The 16955-nt window shown below is 73.0% G+C and carries 16 protein-coding genes and 1 pseudogene; 6 read left to right on the top strand and 11 right to left on the bottom strand.

What is annotated here, in order from left to right:
* Positions 1–246: 246 nt before the first annotated feature.
* The gene (locus NCI01_RS15295; protein ID WP_254182363.1) at positions 247–951 is read right to left on the bottom strand and encodes a winged helix-turn-helix domain-containing protein; all 705 of its coding nucleotides are present in this window, start codon (positions 949–951) and stop codon (positions 247–249) included.
* A 209-nt stretch (positions 952–1160) separates the two neighbouring features.
* Between NCI01_RS15295 and NCI01_RS15290 the strand changes: the two genes are divergently transcribed.
* From NCI01_RS15290 to NCI01_RS15275, 4 genes are read left to right on the top strand one after another with little or no spacing between them, the layout of a single operon-like run.
* Positions 1161–2645 carry a GntP family permease gene (locus NCI01_RS15290; protein ID WP_254182362.1) on the top strand — a complete coding sequence of 495 codons (1485 nt, stop codon included), beginning with the start codon at positions 1161–1163 and terminating at the stop codon, positions 2643–2645.
* A 1-nt stretch (position 2646) separates the two neighbouring features.
* On the top strand, positions 2647–3966 hold the full coding sequence (locus NCI01_RS22805) for a four-carbon acid sugar kinase family protein (protein ID WP_254182361.1): 1320 nt from the start codon (positions 2647–2649) through the stop codon (positions 3964–3966).
* Positions 3967–3985: 19 nt separating this feature from the next.
* A complete protein-coding gene (gene pdxA, locus NCI01_RS15280) occupies positions 3986–5023 on the top strand; it encodes a 4-hydroxythreonine-4-phosphate dehydrogenase PdxA (RefSeq protein ID WP_254182360.1) in 1038 nt (345 codons plus the stop codon).
* Between the two features lie 25 nt (positions 5024–5048).
* A complete protein-coding gene (locus tag NCI01_RS15275) occupies positions 5049–5825 on the top strand; it encodes a DeoR/GlpR family DNA-binding transcription regulator (RefSeq protein ID WP_254182359.1) in 777 nt (258 codons plus the stop codon).
* On the opposite strand, the pseudogene NCI01_RS15270 reads toward NCI01_RS15275, so the two are convergent.
* The 8 genes and pseudogenes from NCI01_RS15270 to NCI01_RS15235 all read right to left on the bottom strand — a co-directional run.
* A pseudogene (locus tag NCI01_RS15270) lies at positions 5812–6006 on the bottom strand (glycerate kinase); the annotation flags it as partial. The gene NCI01_RS15275 and the pseudogene NCI01_RS15270 overlap by 14 nt on opposite strands.
* Positions 6007–6232: 226 nt before the next feature.
* Positions 6233–6787: a hypothetical protein gene (locus tag NCI01_RS15265; RefSeq protein ID WP_254182357.1), complete on the bottom strand. Its 555-nt coding sequence runs from the start codon at positions 6785–6787 to the stop codon at positions 6233–6235.
* Positions 6788–7039: 252 nt separating this feature from the next.
* Complete coding sequence (locus NCI01_RS15260) at positions 7040–8446, bottom strand: serine hydrolase domain-containing protein (RefSeq protein WP_254182356.1); 1407 nt, start codon at positions 8444–8446, stop codon at positions 7040–7042.
* A gap of 140 nt (positions 8447–8586) precedes the next feature.
* Positions 8587–9177, bottom strand: coding sequence for a hypothetical protein (locus NCI01_RS15255; RefSeq protein ID WP_254182355.1), 591 nt, complete (start codon positions 9175–9177; stop codon positions 8587–8589).
* On the bottom strand, positions 9177–10076 hold the full coding sequence (locus NCI01_RS15250) for a hypothetical protein (RefSeq protein WP_254182354.1): 900 nt from the start codon (positions 10074–10076) through the stop codon (positions 9177–9179). Before NCI01_RS15250 ends, NCI01_RS15255 begins: the two co-directional genes overlap by 1 nt.
* Before the next feature lie 49 nt (positions 10077–10125).
* Positions 10126–10998 carry an ATP-binding cassette domain-containing protein gene (locus NCI01_RS15245; RefSeq protein WP_254182353.1) on the bottom strand — a complete coding sequence of 291 codons (873 nt, stop codon included), beginning with the start codon at positions 10996–10998 and terminating at the stop codon, positions 10126–10128.
* A complete protein-coding gene (locus NCI01_RS15240) occupies positions 10995–11819 on the bottom strand; it encodes a zf-HC2 domain-containing protein (RefSeq protein ID WP_254182352.1) in 825 nt (274 codons plus the stop codon). Before NCI01_RS15240 ends, NCI01_RS15245 begins: the two co-directional genes overlap by 4 nt.
* A complete protein-coding gene (locus NCI01_RS15235) occupies positions 11816–12388 on the bottom strand; it encodes an RNA polymerase sigma factor (protein WP_254182351.1) in 573 nt (190 codons plus the stop codon). Before NCI01_RS15235 ends, NCI01_RS15240 begins: the two co-directional genes overlap by 4 nt.
* A 193-nt stretch (positions 12389–12581) precedes the next feature.
* Here NCI01_RS15235 and NCI01_RS15230 point away from each other — a divergent pair, with 193 nt between their 5' ends.
* Positions 12582–13124: a DUF488 domain-containing protein gene (locus NCI01_RS15230; RefSeq protein WP_254182350.1), complete on the top strand. Its 543-nt coding sequence runs from the start codon at positions 12582–12584 to the stop codon at positions 13122–13124.
* A gap of 5 nt (positions 13125–13129) precedes the next feature.
* On the top strand, positions 13130–13417 hold the full coding sequence (locus NCI01_RS15225) for an MGMT family protein (RefSeq protein WP_254182349.1): 288 nt from the start codon (positions 13130–13132) through the stop codon (positions 13415–13417).
* Between the two features lie 13 nt (positions 13418–13430).
* Here the strand turns inward: NCI01_RS15225 and NCI01_RS15220 are convergent, their stop codons facing one another.
* Positions 13431–16238 carry a DEAD/DEAH box helicase family protein gene (locus tag NCI01_RS15220; RefSeq protein WP_254182348.1) on the bottom strand — a complete coding sequence of 936 codons (2808 nt, stop codon included), beginning with the start codon at positions 16236–16238 and terminating at the stop codon, positions 13431–13433.
* A 3-nt stretch (positions 16239–16241) separates the two neighbouring features.
* Positions 16242–16895 (bottom strand): endonuclease/exonuclease/phosphatase family protein, encoded by a 654-nt coding sequence (locus NCI01_RS15215; RefSeq protein WP_254182347.1) that lies wholly within the window; start codon positions 16893–16895, stop codon positions 16242–16244.
* Positions 16896–16955: the final 60 nt, after the last annotated feature.

The raw sequence follows: 16955 nt of genomic DNA, 5'->3' as shown, positions 1-16955 counted from the left end.
CCGCAGCGCCCATTCAAAGACCACCGCCCGTCGGCAGGCCAACCCAAACGTCATGTGGGCGCGCCGCCGTCAGGTCACCGCGTGCACGCACGGTTTGCGGTCTGATGACGTTCGGCGCTACGCCGTCCAGGACGCTCGAGAGCCGACGCGACCCTCGTGACGTTCCGACCGATGGCGCCGCCCCAGGGAGACCCTGCAAGCGCGCGCCCTCCCGTGCTGCCGGTCGACCCGGCCCGGCGAGCAGCGTCACCTGCTGGTGGGCGCGCCGTGCGCGGGTGCCAGGCGGTAGCCGATGCCACGCACGGTCAGCACGACCTGCGGTTGGGCGGGGTCCTCCTCGATCTTGGTGCGCAGCCGACGGATGTGGACGTCGACCAGGCGCTCGTCGCCGAAGTAGTCGTATCCCCACACTCGCTCGAGCAGTTCCTCGCGAGTCATGACCCGTCCGGGCTCGGAGGCGAGCTCGCACAGGAGGCGGAACTCCGTGTGAGTGAGGTTGATCGGGTTCCCGTGGCGGGCAACAAGGCCCTGGTGCGGGGAGATCTCGAGTGCGCCGGCCACGACAGACGACGTGCGTGGGGTCGAGGAATTGGTTCGACGCAGAAGCGCGCGGATGCGGGCGGACAGCTCCTTGGCCACGAACGGCTTGGTGACGTAGTCGTCGGCTCCGGCCTCCAACCCGGCCACCACGTCGTGGCTGTCGGTCCTGGCGGTGACCATGATGATGGGTGCGTCGCTTCGGCGCCGGATCTGGCGGCACACCTCGAACCCGTCGATGTCGGGCAACATGATGTCGACCAGGACGACGTCGGCCTCGCGCTCGGCAAGCGCGAACAGACCGTCCTCTCCGGTGCCCGCCTCGGTCACGTCGAACCCGTCGGCGTTGAGAGCCAACGCCACGGCTCGGCGGATCCGCTCGTCGTCCTCGATGAACAGCACGGAGCGGGGCACGCGGGCAGTCTTCCTCACGTGCGAGGCCGTGCGCACCCCCGGCGGGGGGTGCGGGTCGGTCGGGCGCCGGGACGCCAGGTGGTGGGCGGCCACGTGACAGTTGCGTATTGTGCGCAACTAAAATGCGCACAATGCTTGACTGTGTCGTGCGTCACCGTCCAGCATGAGGCGAGGCCCGATCGACGGGCCCCTGCTCCTTGGAGGCACCGGTGGACCTACAACTCCTTCTCGCCCTCGTCCTCGGCATCGGGACGATCATCGTCCTGGTGCTGCGCACCCGGATCGATGCGTTCGTGGCGCTGTTGCTCGCAGCCCTGGTGACGGGGTTCGTCGCCGGGTCGCCGGCGCTGGAGACGATCACGTCGATGACAACCGGGTTCGGCAACACGCTGGCCTCGATCGGAATCGTCATCGGCCTGGGCGTCGCCATCGGCAAGATCCTCGAGGTGTCCGGCGCTGCGGACACGCTGGCCAAGACGTTCGTCCGCCTGCTGGGACGGGGCCGCGAGCACTGGGCCATGGCCGGCACGGGTGCCGTCGTGTCGATCCCGGTGTTCTGCGACTCGGGCTACGTCATCATGAACCCGCTCGCACGTTCGATCGCTCGACGGCTCCGCGGTCGCTACGTCACACTCGCACTGGCCCTCGGCTGCGGCATGACGCTGACCCACCACCTGGTGCCCCCGACACCCGGCCCGCTGGGCGTGGCCGGCATCCTGGGCGCCGACCTCGGTGGGCTGATCCTCGCAGGGCTGGTGTTCACGCTCCTCCTGCTGCCGGTCGTGATCGCGTACGCCGCATGGATCGGCCCCAAGCTCGAGGGTGAGCTCAACGAGCACATCCGTGAAGAGGTGTACGGCACCGTGACTGTCGGTGGGTCCGGTCACCCGGGCGGCACCGCGACGGCAACGATGGACCGCAGTGACGCGACGGACGGCCCCGACCAGGACTCCCCGGTCCACCAGCTGGGCGAGCCGCCGGTGGGCGAGAAGCCGCACTCGATCTCCTTCGGTCTCGCCGCCCTTCCGCTGGTCGTTCCGCTGCTCCTCATCGTCCTCAACACGGTGGCCGCGGCCATCGACCGCAACAGCCAGAGCGCGCTTGGGCCGGACGACGAGTACACGCCGTCCTCGTGGGCCGAGGTGCTGGCCTTCGTCGGTCACCCTGTCGTCGCGCTGATCATCGGCATCGTGCTCGCCGTCTACGTGCTCCTCCCGCGCTGGACGCCTCGCAAGCAGGTGCACAACTGGATGGCTGAGGCCGCTGCTTCGGCCGGACTCATCATCCTGATCACCGGCGCCGGCGGAGCTCTCGGCCAGGTGCTCCGAGACTCGGGCGTCGGCGACGCCCTCGCCGAGGCGATCGCCGACCTCAGCCTGCCCGGCGTGCTCGTCCCGTTCTTCGTGGCGTCACTGGTTCGCGTCGCCCAGGGCTCCGGCACCGTCGCCATGATCACCGCGGCCTCCGTCAGCGCGCCGCTCGTGGCCGGGCTGGGTCTGTCCCCGCTCGCCGCCGCGTTGGCCTGCTGTGCTGGCTCGATGGTGTTCAGCTACTTCAACGACTCCTACTTCTGGGTCGTGACGCGGTTCACCGGCCTCGAGGGGACGGCCGCCCTCCGTGGCTGGTCCGGCATCACGACCGCGGTCTGGCTCGGCTCGCTGCCGCTGGTCCTCATCGCCGGCGCGGTGCTCTGACGTGGCAGACGTGCTCGTCGTCGCTGACGATCTGACGGGGGCGAACGCGGCTGCGGCCGGTTTCGCCCGGGCGGGGTTCCGCGCCGTCACCGCCAGCGCCGGCGAGCACGCGGAGGTGGTGGCCGAGATGGTGTCGCGGTTCGACGTTGTCGTGGCCACGACCGAGAGCCGACACCTCGACGCGCACACCGCCCGCGAACGCGTGGGCCGGGCGGTGCGCGCCGGCTGGCCGGCACGCCTGGTGTGCAACCGCATCGACACCACGCTCCGCGGCAACGTCGGCGCCACCACCCGCGAGATCTTCGACCGTGTCGGCGAGCTTGCGGGTTCGCGCACGGTGCTGCTCTGCGCGCCCGCGCACCCCGCCGCCGGGCGCCAGACCATCGGCGGCATCCAACTGCTCGACGGCCGGCGGCTCGAGGACACGGAGGTCGCCCGCGACGCCCGGACGCCGGTGCGCACGTCAGACGTCGCTGAGCTGCTGCGCCAGCAGGGCGGGCTCGAGGTCGCGGTCGTAGCGGTCGAGGACGTCACCGGCGATCTCGACCGGCTCGCCGAGAAGATCCGGCAGCACCTGGACGGGGGCGCAGAGGTGGTCGTCGCCGACGCGATGACCGCCGACCACCTCGACCGCATCGCGGCCGCAGCTGTCGCCGCCACCGTCGGCACCGACCTCGTGTGGACGACCAGCGACCCGGGGCCGGCGTCGGTCGCGCTCGCGAAGGCGCTGGGCCTGGCCGGCGAGACACCGGGGGCGCCGTTGCTCGTCCTCTCGGGATCGGCCACCGAGCTCACCCGCCTGCAGCTGGGGCAGCTTGTCGCCGAGCGCGCTGCCCGTCCCATCCGCGCAGTCCGCGAGCACGCCGTGCCCGACGTGGACGCCACTGCCCGGCTGCTCGATGAGGCGCTCGACCATGCCGGCGCGGACGACATCGTCGTACTGGCGACGGTCCTCGACGAGTCGGACCTGTGGTCACCGTCGGCCGAGCAGGCGACCCAGATCCCGACCGCGCTCGCCCGCGCCGCGCGCCGTGCGCTGGAGTCTCACCCGGTCGACGGCATCTTCACGACCGGCGGCGACGTCACGGCCGCCCTGCTGGCCGAGCTCGGCTCGCACGGGTTGGAGGTCTCCGACGAGGTAGTACCGCTGGCTGTGGCCGGATCCCTGGTCGGCGGCCCGTGGGACGGGCTGCAGGTCGTCACGAAGGGTGGCCTCGTCGGCGACGCGCGGACGACGATCGTCTGCCTCGACCACCTGCGCAGCCAGGTGGCGGCCCACCGCCGACAAGTCACCGCCGTCGAATCCCGCGAACCCCACTGATACCCCTGAGGAGCACACCATGAGCAGACACGTCCTTGCCCTGACCCTCGGAGACCCCGTCGGCATCGGCCCGGAGATCACCGCGAAGACTCTCGTCGAGCAGGCCGGCGCCACCGAGCACCATGGGGTGGCCGTAGGAGACCCGGCAGCGCTGCGCCGCGGCGCGCAGGCGATGGGTCTGGACATCGAGGTCCGCGTCGTCGACAGCTTCGACGTCGAGCCGGCTGAGGGAGTCATCGACTGCTACGACACCGGCGTCCTCGGTGAGGACCTGCCGGAGTGGGGAGTGGTCGACAAGCGTGCGGGTCTCGCCGCGGTGAAGTCCATCGAGGTCGCCACGCAGGCCGCGATGGACCGCAAGGTCGCCGGCATCGTCACCGGTCCGATCAACAAGGAGGCGATCTGGGCTGCCGGCTCGGAGCACCTCGGTCACACCGAGATGCTCGGCGCGCTCACGGGCGTCACCAAGCAGGACACGATGTTCGTGGTTCGCAACGACGCGGCCGACGGTCACCATCTGCGGATCTTCTTCACCACCCGGCACGTGTCACTGCGCAAGGCCCTGGACCAGATCAACAAGGAACTGGTGGGCGAGTCGATCCACAAGGCCCACACCGCGCTGCAGGTCTTCGGCGTCGAGAGGCCCCGTCTGGCGGTTGCCGCGATCAACCCCCACGGCGGCGAGAACGGCGCCTTCGGTGACGACGAGATCGTGCACCTCGCCCCTGCCGTCGAGGCGGCGCAGGCGGAGGGGCTCGACGTCTCGGGCCCGGTCCCGGCCGACTCGGTGTTCCACCAGGGCCTGGTCGGCCGCTACGACGGCGTCCTGTCTCACTTCCACGATCAGGGCCACATCCCCGCGAAGACGTTCGACTTCGACGGCACCATCTCGGTCACCGTGGGCCTTCCCATCCTGCGCACCTCGGTCGACCACGGCACCGCCTTCGACATAGCGGGGTCCGGCAAGGCCGGTCACGGCACCATGCTGTCGGCCTACCTGGCGGCGGTGGACTACGCACCCTATGTCGATAACATCCGGGCGACGTACGGCTCCTGACAGCCAGGGCCCAGGAGGGGGATCGGTGTCAGAGGGAGTGGGCGTGCGGCGTGCCACCAAGGCCCGCCACGACGCGATGGTCGACCTCGTCCGGGGCGGCGAGGACAGCGTCGAGGTGTTGTCGGAACGGCTCGGCGTGTCGGCCTCGACCGTACGACGCGACCTTGCGACCCTTCAGCGCGAGGGCCGGCTCGCCAGGACGTACGGCGGCGCGCTGGTGCGTGAGGTCTTCCATGAGCGCCCGTTCGACGAGAGCCAGCAGCTCAACCTGAGGCAGAAGTCGGCGATCGCCGCGGCCGCGGTCGACCTGGTGCCGGCCCGGGGCACGGTGTTCATCGACGCGGGGACGACCTGCTTGGCCCTTGCGCGGCTGCTGGTCACGCGTGGACCGCTGACCGTTGTCACGCGCGGTCTCGAGGCTGCCTTGGCTCTGTCCGCGGCCGATGACCTGGACGTGCTGATCGTGGGCGGGCGGGTCCAGCCACGCAGCCACGGTGTGGTCGGCCCTCTGTCGGCGATGGCCTTGGATCGTCACCACTTCGACGTGGCCTTCCTCGGCGCGGACGCTGTCGACCCGGTCCGTGGGCTGGGTGAGCCGACCGTCGACGAGACATGGGTCAAGGAGCGAGCCGCCGCCGTGGCCGACCGCGTCGTGCTGCTCGCCGACGCCTCCAAGCTCGAGCAGCGCGCACCTGCGTGGGTCCCCCTGGGCGAGTCGTGGACCTTGGTCCTGGATGCCGCGGCTGCCGAGGAGTCGGTGGCCCGACTGCGCGAACGTGGGGTCCACGTCATCGTGGCGTGAGCCAGAGGTGACGCGGCAGTTCGTCAGCGGCCAGCTGCTCAAGATGCGACGCGGCGTCGCTGATGGCGGCCTCGATCGTCGGCGCGCGGTCGGCGACGGCATAGGCGGCCTCGATGCCGGCGGCCCCCAGCGCGTGGAGCGGCAGCTCGTTCACGCCGCAGACGGCGACCACCCGGGCGCCGGCAGCGCGCGTCGGTGCACGCGCTGCCGCCGATGCCGAGCGGCTCTACGTCGGCATGTCCCGCGCGACCGACGAGCAGGTCGTGGTGGGCGATCCGGCGACCGTACGCCGCGTGGCTGGCGACGGTGTGGCACGCAGGCTCGGGGTCTGAGGGCGGAGGAGCCGGGGCGGCGGCGCCGCCTTGCACAGGTGCGCCAACGCCGACGGGAGGAAGCCGCCTCCCGTTCTACTGCCTGTTCTGGCGAAGGTCGTCGGCCATGACGTCGAGCTGGTCGGGAGCGAGACCGAGGGCGGTCCGGACGCGCCGGCGTCCTTGGAGCAACGCCGCGTCGCCGGGCTCACCGTCCGGATAACCGTGGGTGAACGGGATGTTGTACCAGCGCAGCGCCTGCCGCAGCTGGTCGTGGATCTCGTACGCCTCCGCGACGAGGTGGCAGGTGGTCGGGCTGACCTCGTCATCGCGCACCAACCCGCGCAACGTCTTGTCGAACTCCGTGATCGACCCCGCGTCGCCCTCGTCGAGCGCCAGCGACAACAGGTTCGCGATCGGGTCTGAGCCCGACTCGCCGCCGTCGCGCATCGCGAGCCGGAAGCAGCGTCGCGCCTCGTCGTACTCCTTCCTCATCTGCCAATGCTCACCGGCCGCGATCAGCAGCGACGCACGTCCGTGCTCGCCGGGCTCGAGGTCGTTCGCCTCACGCTCGAACCACGCGGGCTTCTCCTCGAGCGGGACGCGTTCCTCGATCGCGGTCAACAGGTCGAACAGCTCGTCCTCGGTCATGGGCACAGCCTTGCAGCACCTGCGGAACCTTCAGGCCACCATCCGGGGTTCGTGGCCGCAGGCGTCGGTCATGAGATCCACCCAGCCGTGCTCGGTGACCAGGAGGAGCTCGCCCGCGTAGACGTCCCGGAAGTGATAGGCACAGCGCCAGCCCCGGACCGTCGTCGGGTGCCGACGTCCTCGTCGCGGTCCAGGGGAAGCGCGGATCGTCATGAGCGACCGCGCGACCGACGAGCTGGTCGTGAGCGGCCTCTATCGCGGGCGGTGCAGCCTCTTGAGCCTGCCGCCGTCCAGCGGCGTACCGCGCCACGTGGCTCGCGCGGTCCCGGTCGAGAGCGAGCACTCGACGTCCAGGCGATGAGGTGTCTCGAGGAAGATCGCCTCGACCCGGAGGGTGTCGTCGCCGATCCAGCCGGCCGAGGCCGCAACGGGTACGCCGTCGCCTGACGCGTCGCTCGGCTCGGAGACGAGCCACTCGCCGGCGCCCGCGGCGAAGGTCAGGGCGTTGTCGGGCTCGTGGAGCGTGATGCCGACGCTGCCGTGCGCCGTCTCCACGACGACGGACGACAGCGTGGACGCAGCTGCGGAGGAGTCCACCACCGAGAACGTCGTGCCGCTCCAGTCCGCCAGTCGCGGCGGCGACGGCGTACCCGGGCAGGGCGGCAGGCCGAGCGTGCGGAGCCGCTCCACCAGGCGAGGGTGGGCGTCCTCGGCGACCTCGGTGCCGCCACCCAGACTGGGGAGCAGGTGCTCCCAGACATGGTCCAGGACCGTCTGCATCGCCTCGGTGCCGCCGGTGATGGCGACCACGGCGTCCTGCTCCGGCAGCACCAGGCAGAACTGGCCGAAGGCGCCGTCGCCTCGGTAGCCGTGCCGCGACATCCAGAAGCCGTACCCGTAGCCCTGGCTCCAGTCGACCTTGCCTTCATCCGCATCCGCTGTGGCCACCGCCCGGGACGTCGCCTGGGCGACGTACGACTCGGGGATCAGCTGCTGACCGTCCCAGCGGCCGCGCTGGAGGTAGAGCTGGCCGAGCTTCGCGACGTCCTCGGTTCGGGCGAAGAGACCGCTGAAGCCCTGTTCGCGCCCCGGCGGCATGGAGAACCAGGCGACCGGGTCGATCCCGAGCGGCTCGAGGAGCCGCGGGCCGAGGTACTCGCTCAGCCGCTGCCCCGCGAGGCGCTGGATCACGGCGGCGACGGTGTAGGTGCAGGGTTGGCTGTAGGCGAAGACGCTGCCCGGGGGCGCCTCCGGCGGCATCAACAGGAACCCGCGCACCGGATCCTCTCGGTCCCGCGCCACGGCCTCGCCCCACATGTCCCGGTCGTGGCCGCTGGCCATCGAGATGAGGTGTCGCAGGGTGAGCGACCGGCTGCGCGGATCGGTCACCTCGTCGGCGTACTCGGGGAAGTGCTGCAGCACCGTGTCGTCGAGGTCGACCAGGCCCTCGTCCGCCGCGAACGCCAGAGCAGTCGAGGTGAAGCTCTTGCTGAGCGAGTAGACCAGCCGCGTCCGCTCGGCCGTGTGCGGCGCCCACCAGCCCTCGGCGACGACGTGCCCGTGCCGGAGCACCATCAGCCCGTGGAGCTCGACGTTCGGATCAGCATCCACCGCGTCCACGAACGCCAGGACTCCGGCCGGGTCGACACGTTGGCTCATGGGCGTGGCTCGTGGGAGGCGATGCACGCCGCAAGCCTAGGCCGGACGCCAGCGCCGGTGCCCGCGCTCTGGCCCCGGCGGGTAGGGCCCTTCGGCCCTGCGGTGCCGCGGGCCCGCGCTGGTTGGGTGGTCATCGAGACTCAGGCCCGCATCCCCGACCGCACCGCGGCGAGCCAGACAGCCACCCCGCCGGCGCCGACAGCGACCCAGAAGGCCCAGACCCCCGGCGCCAGGTCATCGAGCGGGTACACGGACGACCAGCCGAGGAAGCCCGTCACCACGACCGGTGCGAGGACCGCGAACGCGACGACGGGAGCCAGGAGCGAGCCGGGGGTGTCCACCTCGTGCCGCGAGGCCAGGGCCGCGAGGCCGGAGACGATCGTGAGCGTGGCGACCCCAGCGAGCCCCCACGCCCACCGGTCGAGCGGCAGGTCGCCGGGCCGGGTGAGGACCACGAACCCCCACACGGCGAGCGGCAGCACGGCGACGGCCAGCCGGGACGTACGCCGCCAGCCGCCACCGCGCGGGGTGACCGCGACGACCGCGCCGGCACGTTCGTCGAAGACGAATCCGGCCCCGGCGGCGCAGCAGGCCAGCAGCGCGGGCAGCAGGACGACCGCGGTCGTCGGCCACCGGTCGAGCGCCGCGGCGACCGCCAGCGCGGCTCCACAGCAGCCGAGGAGGGCGGGCCAGGCGACGCCGCGGCGGACGTACCACCAGCGCGGGGCCATCACTCCACCCGGAACGGGACCGGCTCCGAGACGCGGTTGTCGGACGGGCCCGTGGTGACCGCGAGCACGAGGCAGGCGAGACCGACCACGACGGTGCCGATGATCGCGCCGCGGAGGCGGGGCGTACGGGCCGTCCGGTCGTGCCAGACGGCGACCAGGGCCGCAGCGGCGCACAGGCACAGGACGTAGCCGAGGTGGGCCAGCGGGTTGCCGGCCATCAGCTCCTGCGTGCCGTCCTCGAGCGTGCCGGAGTGCCACATCGGCCACGGCACCCACAGCCGCAGCTCGGAGCTGTCGCCGTACGCGATCGGGACCGACCCGGCGAAGCTCACCAGCACGGCGGCGACCACCACGACGGCGGGCGCTCCGGGGAAGTGGAGCCACCGCCCCGTCAGCACCCCGAGCAGCGCGCCGCCGAGGCAGGCGACCGGGCCGGTGGCGAGCAGCATGCTCCAGACCTGCCAGTCGGGCAGCGTGCCGAACCACCACTCCTGCTCGGCCACGCCGTAGATCGAGGCGAAGACCACCTCCACGACGACGAACAGCAGGCCGACGGCGAAGGGCACCAGGCAGGCGACCGTCAGTGCCACGGTGCGCTGCGCCTCGGTGCCGGGAGCGGTCCCGACGGCCTCGGCGGCCGCCTCGGTCGAGCGGGTCTGGCGCGCCATCGCGACCAGGCTCGGCAGCCCGACGAAGAACGCGGGCAGCAGGGGGATGGGCAGGAGGTCGGTGTAGGCCGGGTCGTCGTTGGTCGTCACCATCAGCGCGAGGACGCCGAAGGCGAGCGCCACCCCGACCAGGAAGATCGGGTTGCGGAGCAGGCGGCGGGTCTCGATCCCGGCCATCCCGGAGAGGGCGGCGGAGCCGGATCCCGGCAGGGGCAGGGCGGTGCTGGTCATGGTCACTCCTCGAGAGGCGGAGACGGCGCAGTGGTGGCGCCGGCGGAGGTCAGGCGGGTGCCCGGACGGCGTGTGCGTCGGCGCCGAGCATGAGGAGGTAGGCGTCCTCCAGGGTGGGGTCGGTCGGGACCGCGCCGGGCGGCGGCGTGCCGCCCACGACGTGGTGGCGGCCCGTACCGGTGCGCCAGCTGACGAGCGCGTCGGTGCCCGGTTCGTCGTCGCACAGCCACACCCGGCCGGCGGCCGTGGCGACGAGGTCGGTGACGGTTCCGTCGAAGCGGACGGTGCCGCCGGCGAGGACGACCACCCTCTCGCAGAGCGCAGCGACGTCCTCGGTCTGGTGGGTGGAGAGCAGGACGGCGCAGCGGCCGCCGAGGGCGGAGAGGGTACGGCGCAGGTCGGCACGCTGCGTGGGGTCGAGGCCGGTGGTCGGCTCGTCGAGCACGAGGATCCGCGGGTCGCCGAGGAGCGCCTGCGCCAGCGCCACCCGACGCCGCTGCCCGCCGGAGAGCTTCGACACTCGCTTGGTGGCGAGGTCGCCGAGACCGACCAGCTCCAGCACGCGGCGTACCTCCCGGTGCCGCCGGCCGCGGTCGTTCCACTCCTTGAGCACGGCGACGTACTCCACGAAGCCGAACGCGGTCATGTCCCCGGGGTAGCCCAGCTCCTGGGGCAGGTAGCCGAGCTCGCGGCGGATCTCGGTGAGCTCGGCGTGGGAGCCGTGCGGGTCGCGGCCGAGCAGTCGTACGTCGCCGCGGTCGGCGGCGATCGACGTGGCCACGATCCGCAGCAGCGTGGTCTTGCCGGCGCCGTTGGGCCCGAGCAGTCCGGTGACCCCGCGGTCGAACGACAGGTCGACGGCGTCGAGGGCGCGGGTGCGTCCGTAGGTCTTGGTGACGGCGGTGAGGTCGACGGCGTTCACAGGACGGCTCCGATCCGGCGATCACGGCTGGACCGGGCGGCCAGCACGACGAGGGACATGGCGGCGAGAGCGAGGTAGACGAGCTGCTGGGTCGCCTCGACCGGCCAGGTCGCCGGCAGCCCCCGCAGCGAGAACAGGACGACGGCGCTCCACCCGAGGGCGACCACCGCGACCGCGACCCGCGGCCCGACGAAGCTGGACAGCGCGAGCAACGTCGGCAGGAGGGCGACGGCGGGTCCGAGCCAGGCGGCGGCCAGCCAGGCGGGACCCGGGAGGAAGAGCCCGAGGAGCACAGTGAAGGGCAGCACGGAGGCGAGCACCGCGACGGTGCGGACGAGGATCAGTCGGGTGCGGCCGTAGGGGGCGGTGACGACGAGCGTCTCGAGCGGGTCCTGCTGGTGACCGTACGCCGCTGCGACGCCGATGACCGGCACGAGCGGTGCCACGAGGAGGAACGGTGCCAGCAGCTCGCCGCCCGCGAGCACGACGGCCAGCGCGGCGAAGCTCAGGGCGAGGAACGCACCCACGACCCACGCCGTGCGCAGCGAGGTCGCGGCGGCGAGCAGCACCGCGGTGGGCTCGGGCAGCCCGCAGCGCCGGGCCAGCCGGACGGGCAGGGGCAGCGCGGGGGACTCGACGGCGTCGCGGATCCCGTCCCACCCGCGAGCGAGCAGCCGGGGGTCGACCAGCGGCGTCGTGGACGCGCGGCACTCGGCGCACCGCGCGACGTGCTGCTCGACCGAGGCGCCGACGATCGCGTCGAGCCGGCCGGCGACGTAGGCGGCGAGCAGGTCGTCGTGGACGTGCCAGGTGGTGGTCATCGCCATCCCTCCTGCGGCAGGGTGAGGGATCCGCGCAGCTGGGCCTTCGCCCGGTGGAGGCGGGTCTTCACCGTGTTCTCGCGGACGCCGAGCAGCTTGCCGGCCTCCTTGGTTGTCAGGCCGTCCAGCACGCACGCCTGGACGACCGAGCGGAACTCGGGGGAGAGCCGGGCGAGCGCCCCGGCCAGGTCGCCGTACTCCACCCCGAGCAGCACCTCGTCCTCGGCCGCGGGCACGTGCCCCCGGCCGACGGTGTCCCACTCGGGGAGGAGCACGACGTCCTTGCGCGACCGCAGTCGCGACACCATCCGTCGGAACGCGATGCCCCAGAGCCAGCCCGCGACCTCCCCGGCGCCGCGGTACCGCTTCGCGTCCTTCCACAGCGTGACGAAGGTGTCCTGCACGACGTCGAGCACGACGTCGGAGTCGTTGCAGCGCCGCATCAGCCGCGTGACGAGCCACGCCGCGTGCCGGCTGTAGAGCTCCTCGAGCGCTGCGCTGTCACCACCGGCCACCAGCGCGACCAGGACCGTGTCGTCCTGCTCCGCGAGTGCCGGGATGCTCCCCATGACAAGACTGTCGCACCGGACGGGCCGGTTGGTTCCCGCTCAGCGCGACCAAAATCCGTCGGCCGGACCGTGCGACGAGCGCCCGCCGGAGCCTGCCCCGTCGGGATCGGGTGCGTCAGCGGGCGCAGCATGGGTACGTCGGGGGTGCGAGGCTGCGCCGCACACAGCGTCGCGAGACGGGACGGAGGACGAGATGGGACGGCTGCTGACCGTCGGGCACGGGACGCTCGACCGCGACGCGCTCAGCGCGCTGCTCGCGGGCGCGCAGACCGACCTGCTCGTCGACATCCGTCGCTTCCCGGGCAGCCGGCACAACCCCGACGTCAGCTCCGACGCGCTGGCGGGGTGGCTCCCGGACGTGGGCATCGCCTACCGCTGGGAGGAGCGGCTCGGCGGACGCCGGCGGCGCGACAAGGACGCCGATCCGGACGCCGACGCCTGGTGGCGGGTCGAGGCGTTCCGGGCGTACGCCGCCCACACCCGGACACCGGACTTCCTCGCGGCGCTCGACGACCTGGGCGAGGACGTCGCCGCACACGGGACGACGGTCGTCATGTGCAGCGAGGCCGTCTGGTGGCGCTGCCACCGCCGGCTCGTGGCCGACGCCGCGCTCCTGCTCCGCGACATCGACGTGGCGCACCTGGCGCACAGCGGCAGGACGACCCCGCACGAGCCGTCGGCGGGCGCGCAGGTGGTCGACGGCGTGCTCCGCTACGACACGAGCGACGGGGGTTGAACCGCGTGGACGACGACTACGTCGAGGCCGTGCTCGCGCTGGTCGAGGACGTCCCGGCCGGCCGGGTGACGACGTACGGCGCCCTGGCGCGCGCGGTCGGGACCGGTGGCCCGCGCCAGGTCGGGCGGGTGATGGCACTCCACGGGGACGCCGTGCCGTGGTGGCGGGTGGTGCACGCCGACGGCCGCCCCGCCACGTGCCACGGCGGGACGGCCGTCGATCGGCTCCGGGAGGAGGGCGTACCGCTCATGGCGCGTGGACGCGTGGACGTGCGCGCGACCGAGGTGTCGTGACGCGTCGCCGAGGTCAGGACCAGTGGCGCCGCATGACCGTGGTCGCTGCGAACGGGTCCTCACCCGAGACCGCGGCCACGATCCCTGCACCCTCCGGCTTCGCAGCGGCGAGCAGCCGACCTCCGCCCACCCAGGCGTTCCAGCTCCGGAGGTAGTGGCCGGCGTTGGTGGCGTTGCGGCCCAGGACGGCCGGGACCGGGTGCCACGCCTCTCCGGTCGCGCGTGCTGCCTGCAGGGCCTTGCGCGCGCCGGAGCGCGTACGGATGGGGGCGTCGGCCAGCTCAGCGCCGGTGTAGCGGGACACCAGGTAGCGCGGGACGCCGACCGGGCCGATCGCCTCGTCGAACGCGGTGGCGAACACCTCGGCGTCCTCCTCGGTGCCGGCGAGGCGGAAGCGGTACTCGCCGCCCGGGTGGACGTCGACCGCGAGCGCCGACGCACCGACGCTCGTCAGCCCGGCCGCGGCGAGACCGTCCGCGACCGCCGCCGCGACCGCCTCCAGCGGCGGGACGGCCGACGTCAGGGCGAGCTGCTCCCGCGCCCACGACGTGAGGTCGTCCGCGTGCGAGCGGCCGGTCACCGCACCCTGGCCGAGGGTCGCGAGCCCACCCACGGCCCCGGCCACGAGCGCCCAGTCGCCGACCGCGAGCGAAGCCGCGCCGACGCCGGCCGACGCCGCGGCCAGCGCGAGCGGCGTACGCCAGCTGGTCTCAGGCACCGGGGCGTCGGTCGTCATGCCGTCCGAGGTGAGCCGCCACGTCGGCGGGACGGGCGTGAGCGTCACGACCTCGTCGAGCGGCGCGACGTCCGCGGCGGGGCGGCGTACGCGCAGCGACGCGAGCGTGACGTCCTGGTAGGGCTCGCCCACCTCCCAGGCGTCGCGGATGGTGTCGCGGTCGGCGGCGGCGACGAGCATCCGGGCGTTGAGGCCGTCGAACTCGGCGACCGGTGGAGGCGCGTAGGGGGAGAAGGACGCGTCGATGTGGGCGACCCCGTCGACGATGTCGCCGTCGGCGTCGATGCCGTGGAAGCCCTGGTGCTTGCGGACCAGCCGGGACCAGTCGTTGTCGCCCTTGGGGTGCGCCTCCGACACGCACACGACCGTCCAGTTGGTGGCGACCTTGTCCGGCCAGGTCGGGTCGGTGCGCAGCGCCCGGCCCCTCGTCTGGACGACGGCCGTCAGCGTGGTCGCGGTGGTCAGGTCGATGAGGGTGGAGACGCCGCGGGCGTTCCACCCCTCGCCGAGGAGGCCGCGGGTGCCGACGAGGACCTGGGTCCGGCCGGACTCGAAGAACGCGGTGACGTGGGTGACCCAGGTGCGCGAGGTCCACCCGGACGTGCACGTCGCGACAGGGCCGGCGCTCGTCTCGACGCGGAGCCGCGAGGCCAGGTCGGGGTCGCGGTCGGCGACGAAGGCGACCAGGTCGCGCAGCGTCGACTCGGCGGCGGCGACGACGGACCCGGTGACAAGCATCGGGTGGAGCAGGGCGGTGCTCGGGTCGGCCAGCAGGGCCTCGAGCGCCGCGATCGCCGACCCGGCCTCGGCGTCGAGGACCCCGTCCAGGCTGACCGGCACGGTGGCGGCCGCGCGCTCGTGGTCGCACAGCACCAGCACCCGGGCCCGCTCGCCGATCGCGGCGTGCTCGGCGGCGATGATCTGGACGGCGGCGCCGGGCTTGGCGTAGGACCGGGCCAGCACGCGGTCCACGGTGGAGCGCCCGCGACGTACGCCGCGACGCGTCCACTGGTAGCCCACCGACGGCAGCGCGGCCTTCACCACCGCGAGCACCTCGGCGTCGGCCGGGTCGGCGGACTCGGCGACGTGGTGGAGCAGCCAGTCGCCGAGGAGCCGCACCCAGTCCTCGGCCGACGGGTCGTGCCGGTGCTCCTCGCGCAGCCGGGCGCCGGCGGGCAGGGCGAGCAGGCCCGCGTGGTGCATGCGCAGGGCGGCGTCGCACAGGTCGGGCTCGCGCTCGGCGAGCGCCGCCCAGGTGGTCGTGGCGGGCACGGGCTCGACGAACCGGGTGGTGAGCCACTCGTAGAAGCCGACCGACCCGAAGCCCGGGGTGGTGAGCAGGGTGGTGAGCCCGGTGAAGCGCAGCGCCTCGCTGGTGAGCCAGTCCTCCTCGGTGGGCGTGGGGGTGGTCAGCCAGACGAGCTCGTCGAACGGCGCGAGGTGACCCTCCTTCACCACCGCAGGCACCGAGACGCGGTAGCGGATCTCTCCGAAGAGCCGGTCGACGAGGGCGCGCTGCTCCCCGGCGAGGCTCTCGGGCGGTGTGGCGGTGAGCGCGAGGACGTGCGCGCGGCCGACCGCGTCGAGCAGCTCGGCGAGCAGCCGCCCCCACACCTCGAGCAGGTGGTGGCACTCGTCGAGGACGAGCACCAGGCGGGGCTGGGCGCGGACCCGTTCGAAGAGGGCGACCCCGTTGGGGTGCAGCCGGTCGACGACCGCGGTGGTGGAGTCCACGTCGTCCGCGGCCTCGGAGTCGAAGACGGCCAGGGACTGATAGGTCAGGCAGGTCAGCGGGCTGGTGAGCGACTTGTCGTCGCTGGCGTCGAGCCCCAACGTCCGGGCCTCGGCGATCCACTGGGCCTGGATCGCGGTGTTGGGGGCGAGCACGACCGCGCGCCTGTCGGGGTGTGCGCGGAGCTCGCCGGCGACGGCCTCGAGGCCGACGCGGGTCTTGCCCGCGCCGGGCGGCAGGACGACCCACGCCCGCGGATGGTCCGCGTCGTCCCACGCGCGGGCGAGCGCGTCGAGCGCTTCCCGCTGGTGGATGCGCAGCGGCGGCACGGCGGACGTGTCCGGGTCGGGCACGGTCTACGCCTCCTGCGCGTCGACGACGTACGCGTCGTGGTCCGAGAGGCGCTTGCCCGCGCACTCCGCCACGACCCGCCGCGCGGTCGCGGACGAACCGGCGGGTACGGCGACGTGGTCGATGCTGAGCAGCCCGTCGACCGCGTGCGGCAGCTCGGTCGTCGGCACGACCAGGCCGAGCTCGTCGAGGGCGGCGGTGATCGAGTCGCGGCCGGCCTTCGAGCCAGCGTACTCCTTGCCGGTCAGCGCGTGGTTCCAGTCGCCACCCCACACCAGCGGGCGGGCGGCGCGCAGCCGCAGGAGCAGGTCGCCGACCACGTTCTGCGTCCTGTCGGCGTGACGGTCGCCGACCCACACCAGGCCGGATCGAGCGCTGCGCCACGGCAGCACCGAGCTGACGTACGTCGTCGCGCCGACCTGCGCCGCGGCGCTGGCCGGGTGCGGGTCGGGGCTCGACGCCATCGGGAGGCGGCTGGCGACCGCGGCCCAGCGGCGGCGAGCCGCCATCGGCGCCCCTGACAGGTGCATTGCAAAGCCGGGCAGGGTCGTTCGCTCACTGACCTCCGTCAGCAGCCAGACGTCGCAGTCGGCCTCGAGCAGGAGGCTTCGGTGATCGTCCGACCACCGGCCGGCGAGGTTCCACGTCCCGATACGCACGCCCGCATCCTGTCGGACGGAGAGGACGCCCGCCGGAGGACCCCACCTCCGGCGGGCGTC

It is taken from the genome of Nocardioides pinisoli (genome assembly GCF_024199985.1).
In the GTDB taxonomy this organism is placed as follows: Bacteria; Actinomycetota; Actinomycetes; order Propionibacteriales; family Nocardioidaceae; genus Nocardioides; species Nocardioides pinisoli.
The sequence above is the reverse complement of the archived record's forward strand: the minus strand, read 5'-3'. Positions and strand labels throughout refer to the sequence as shown.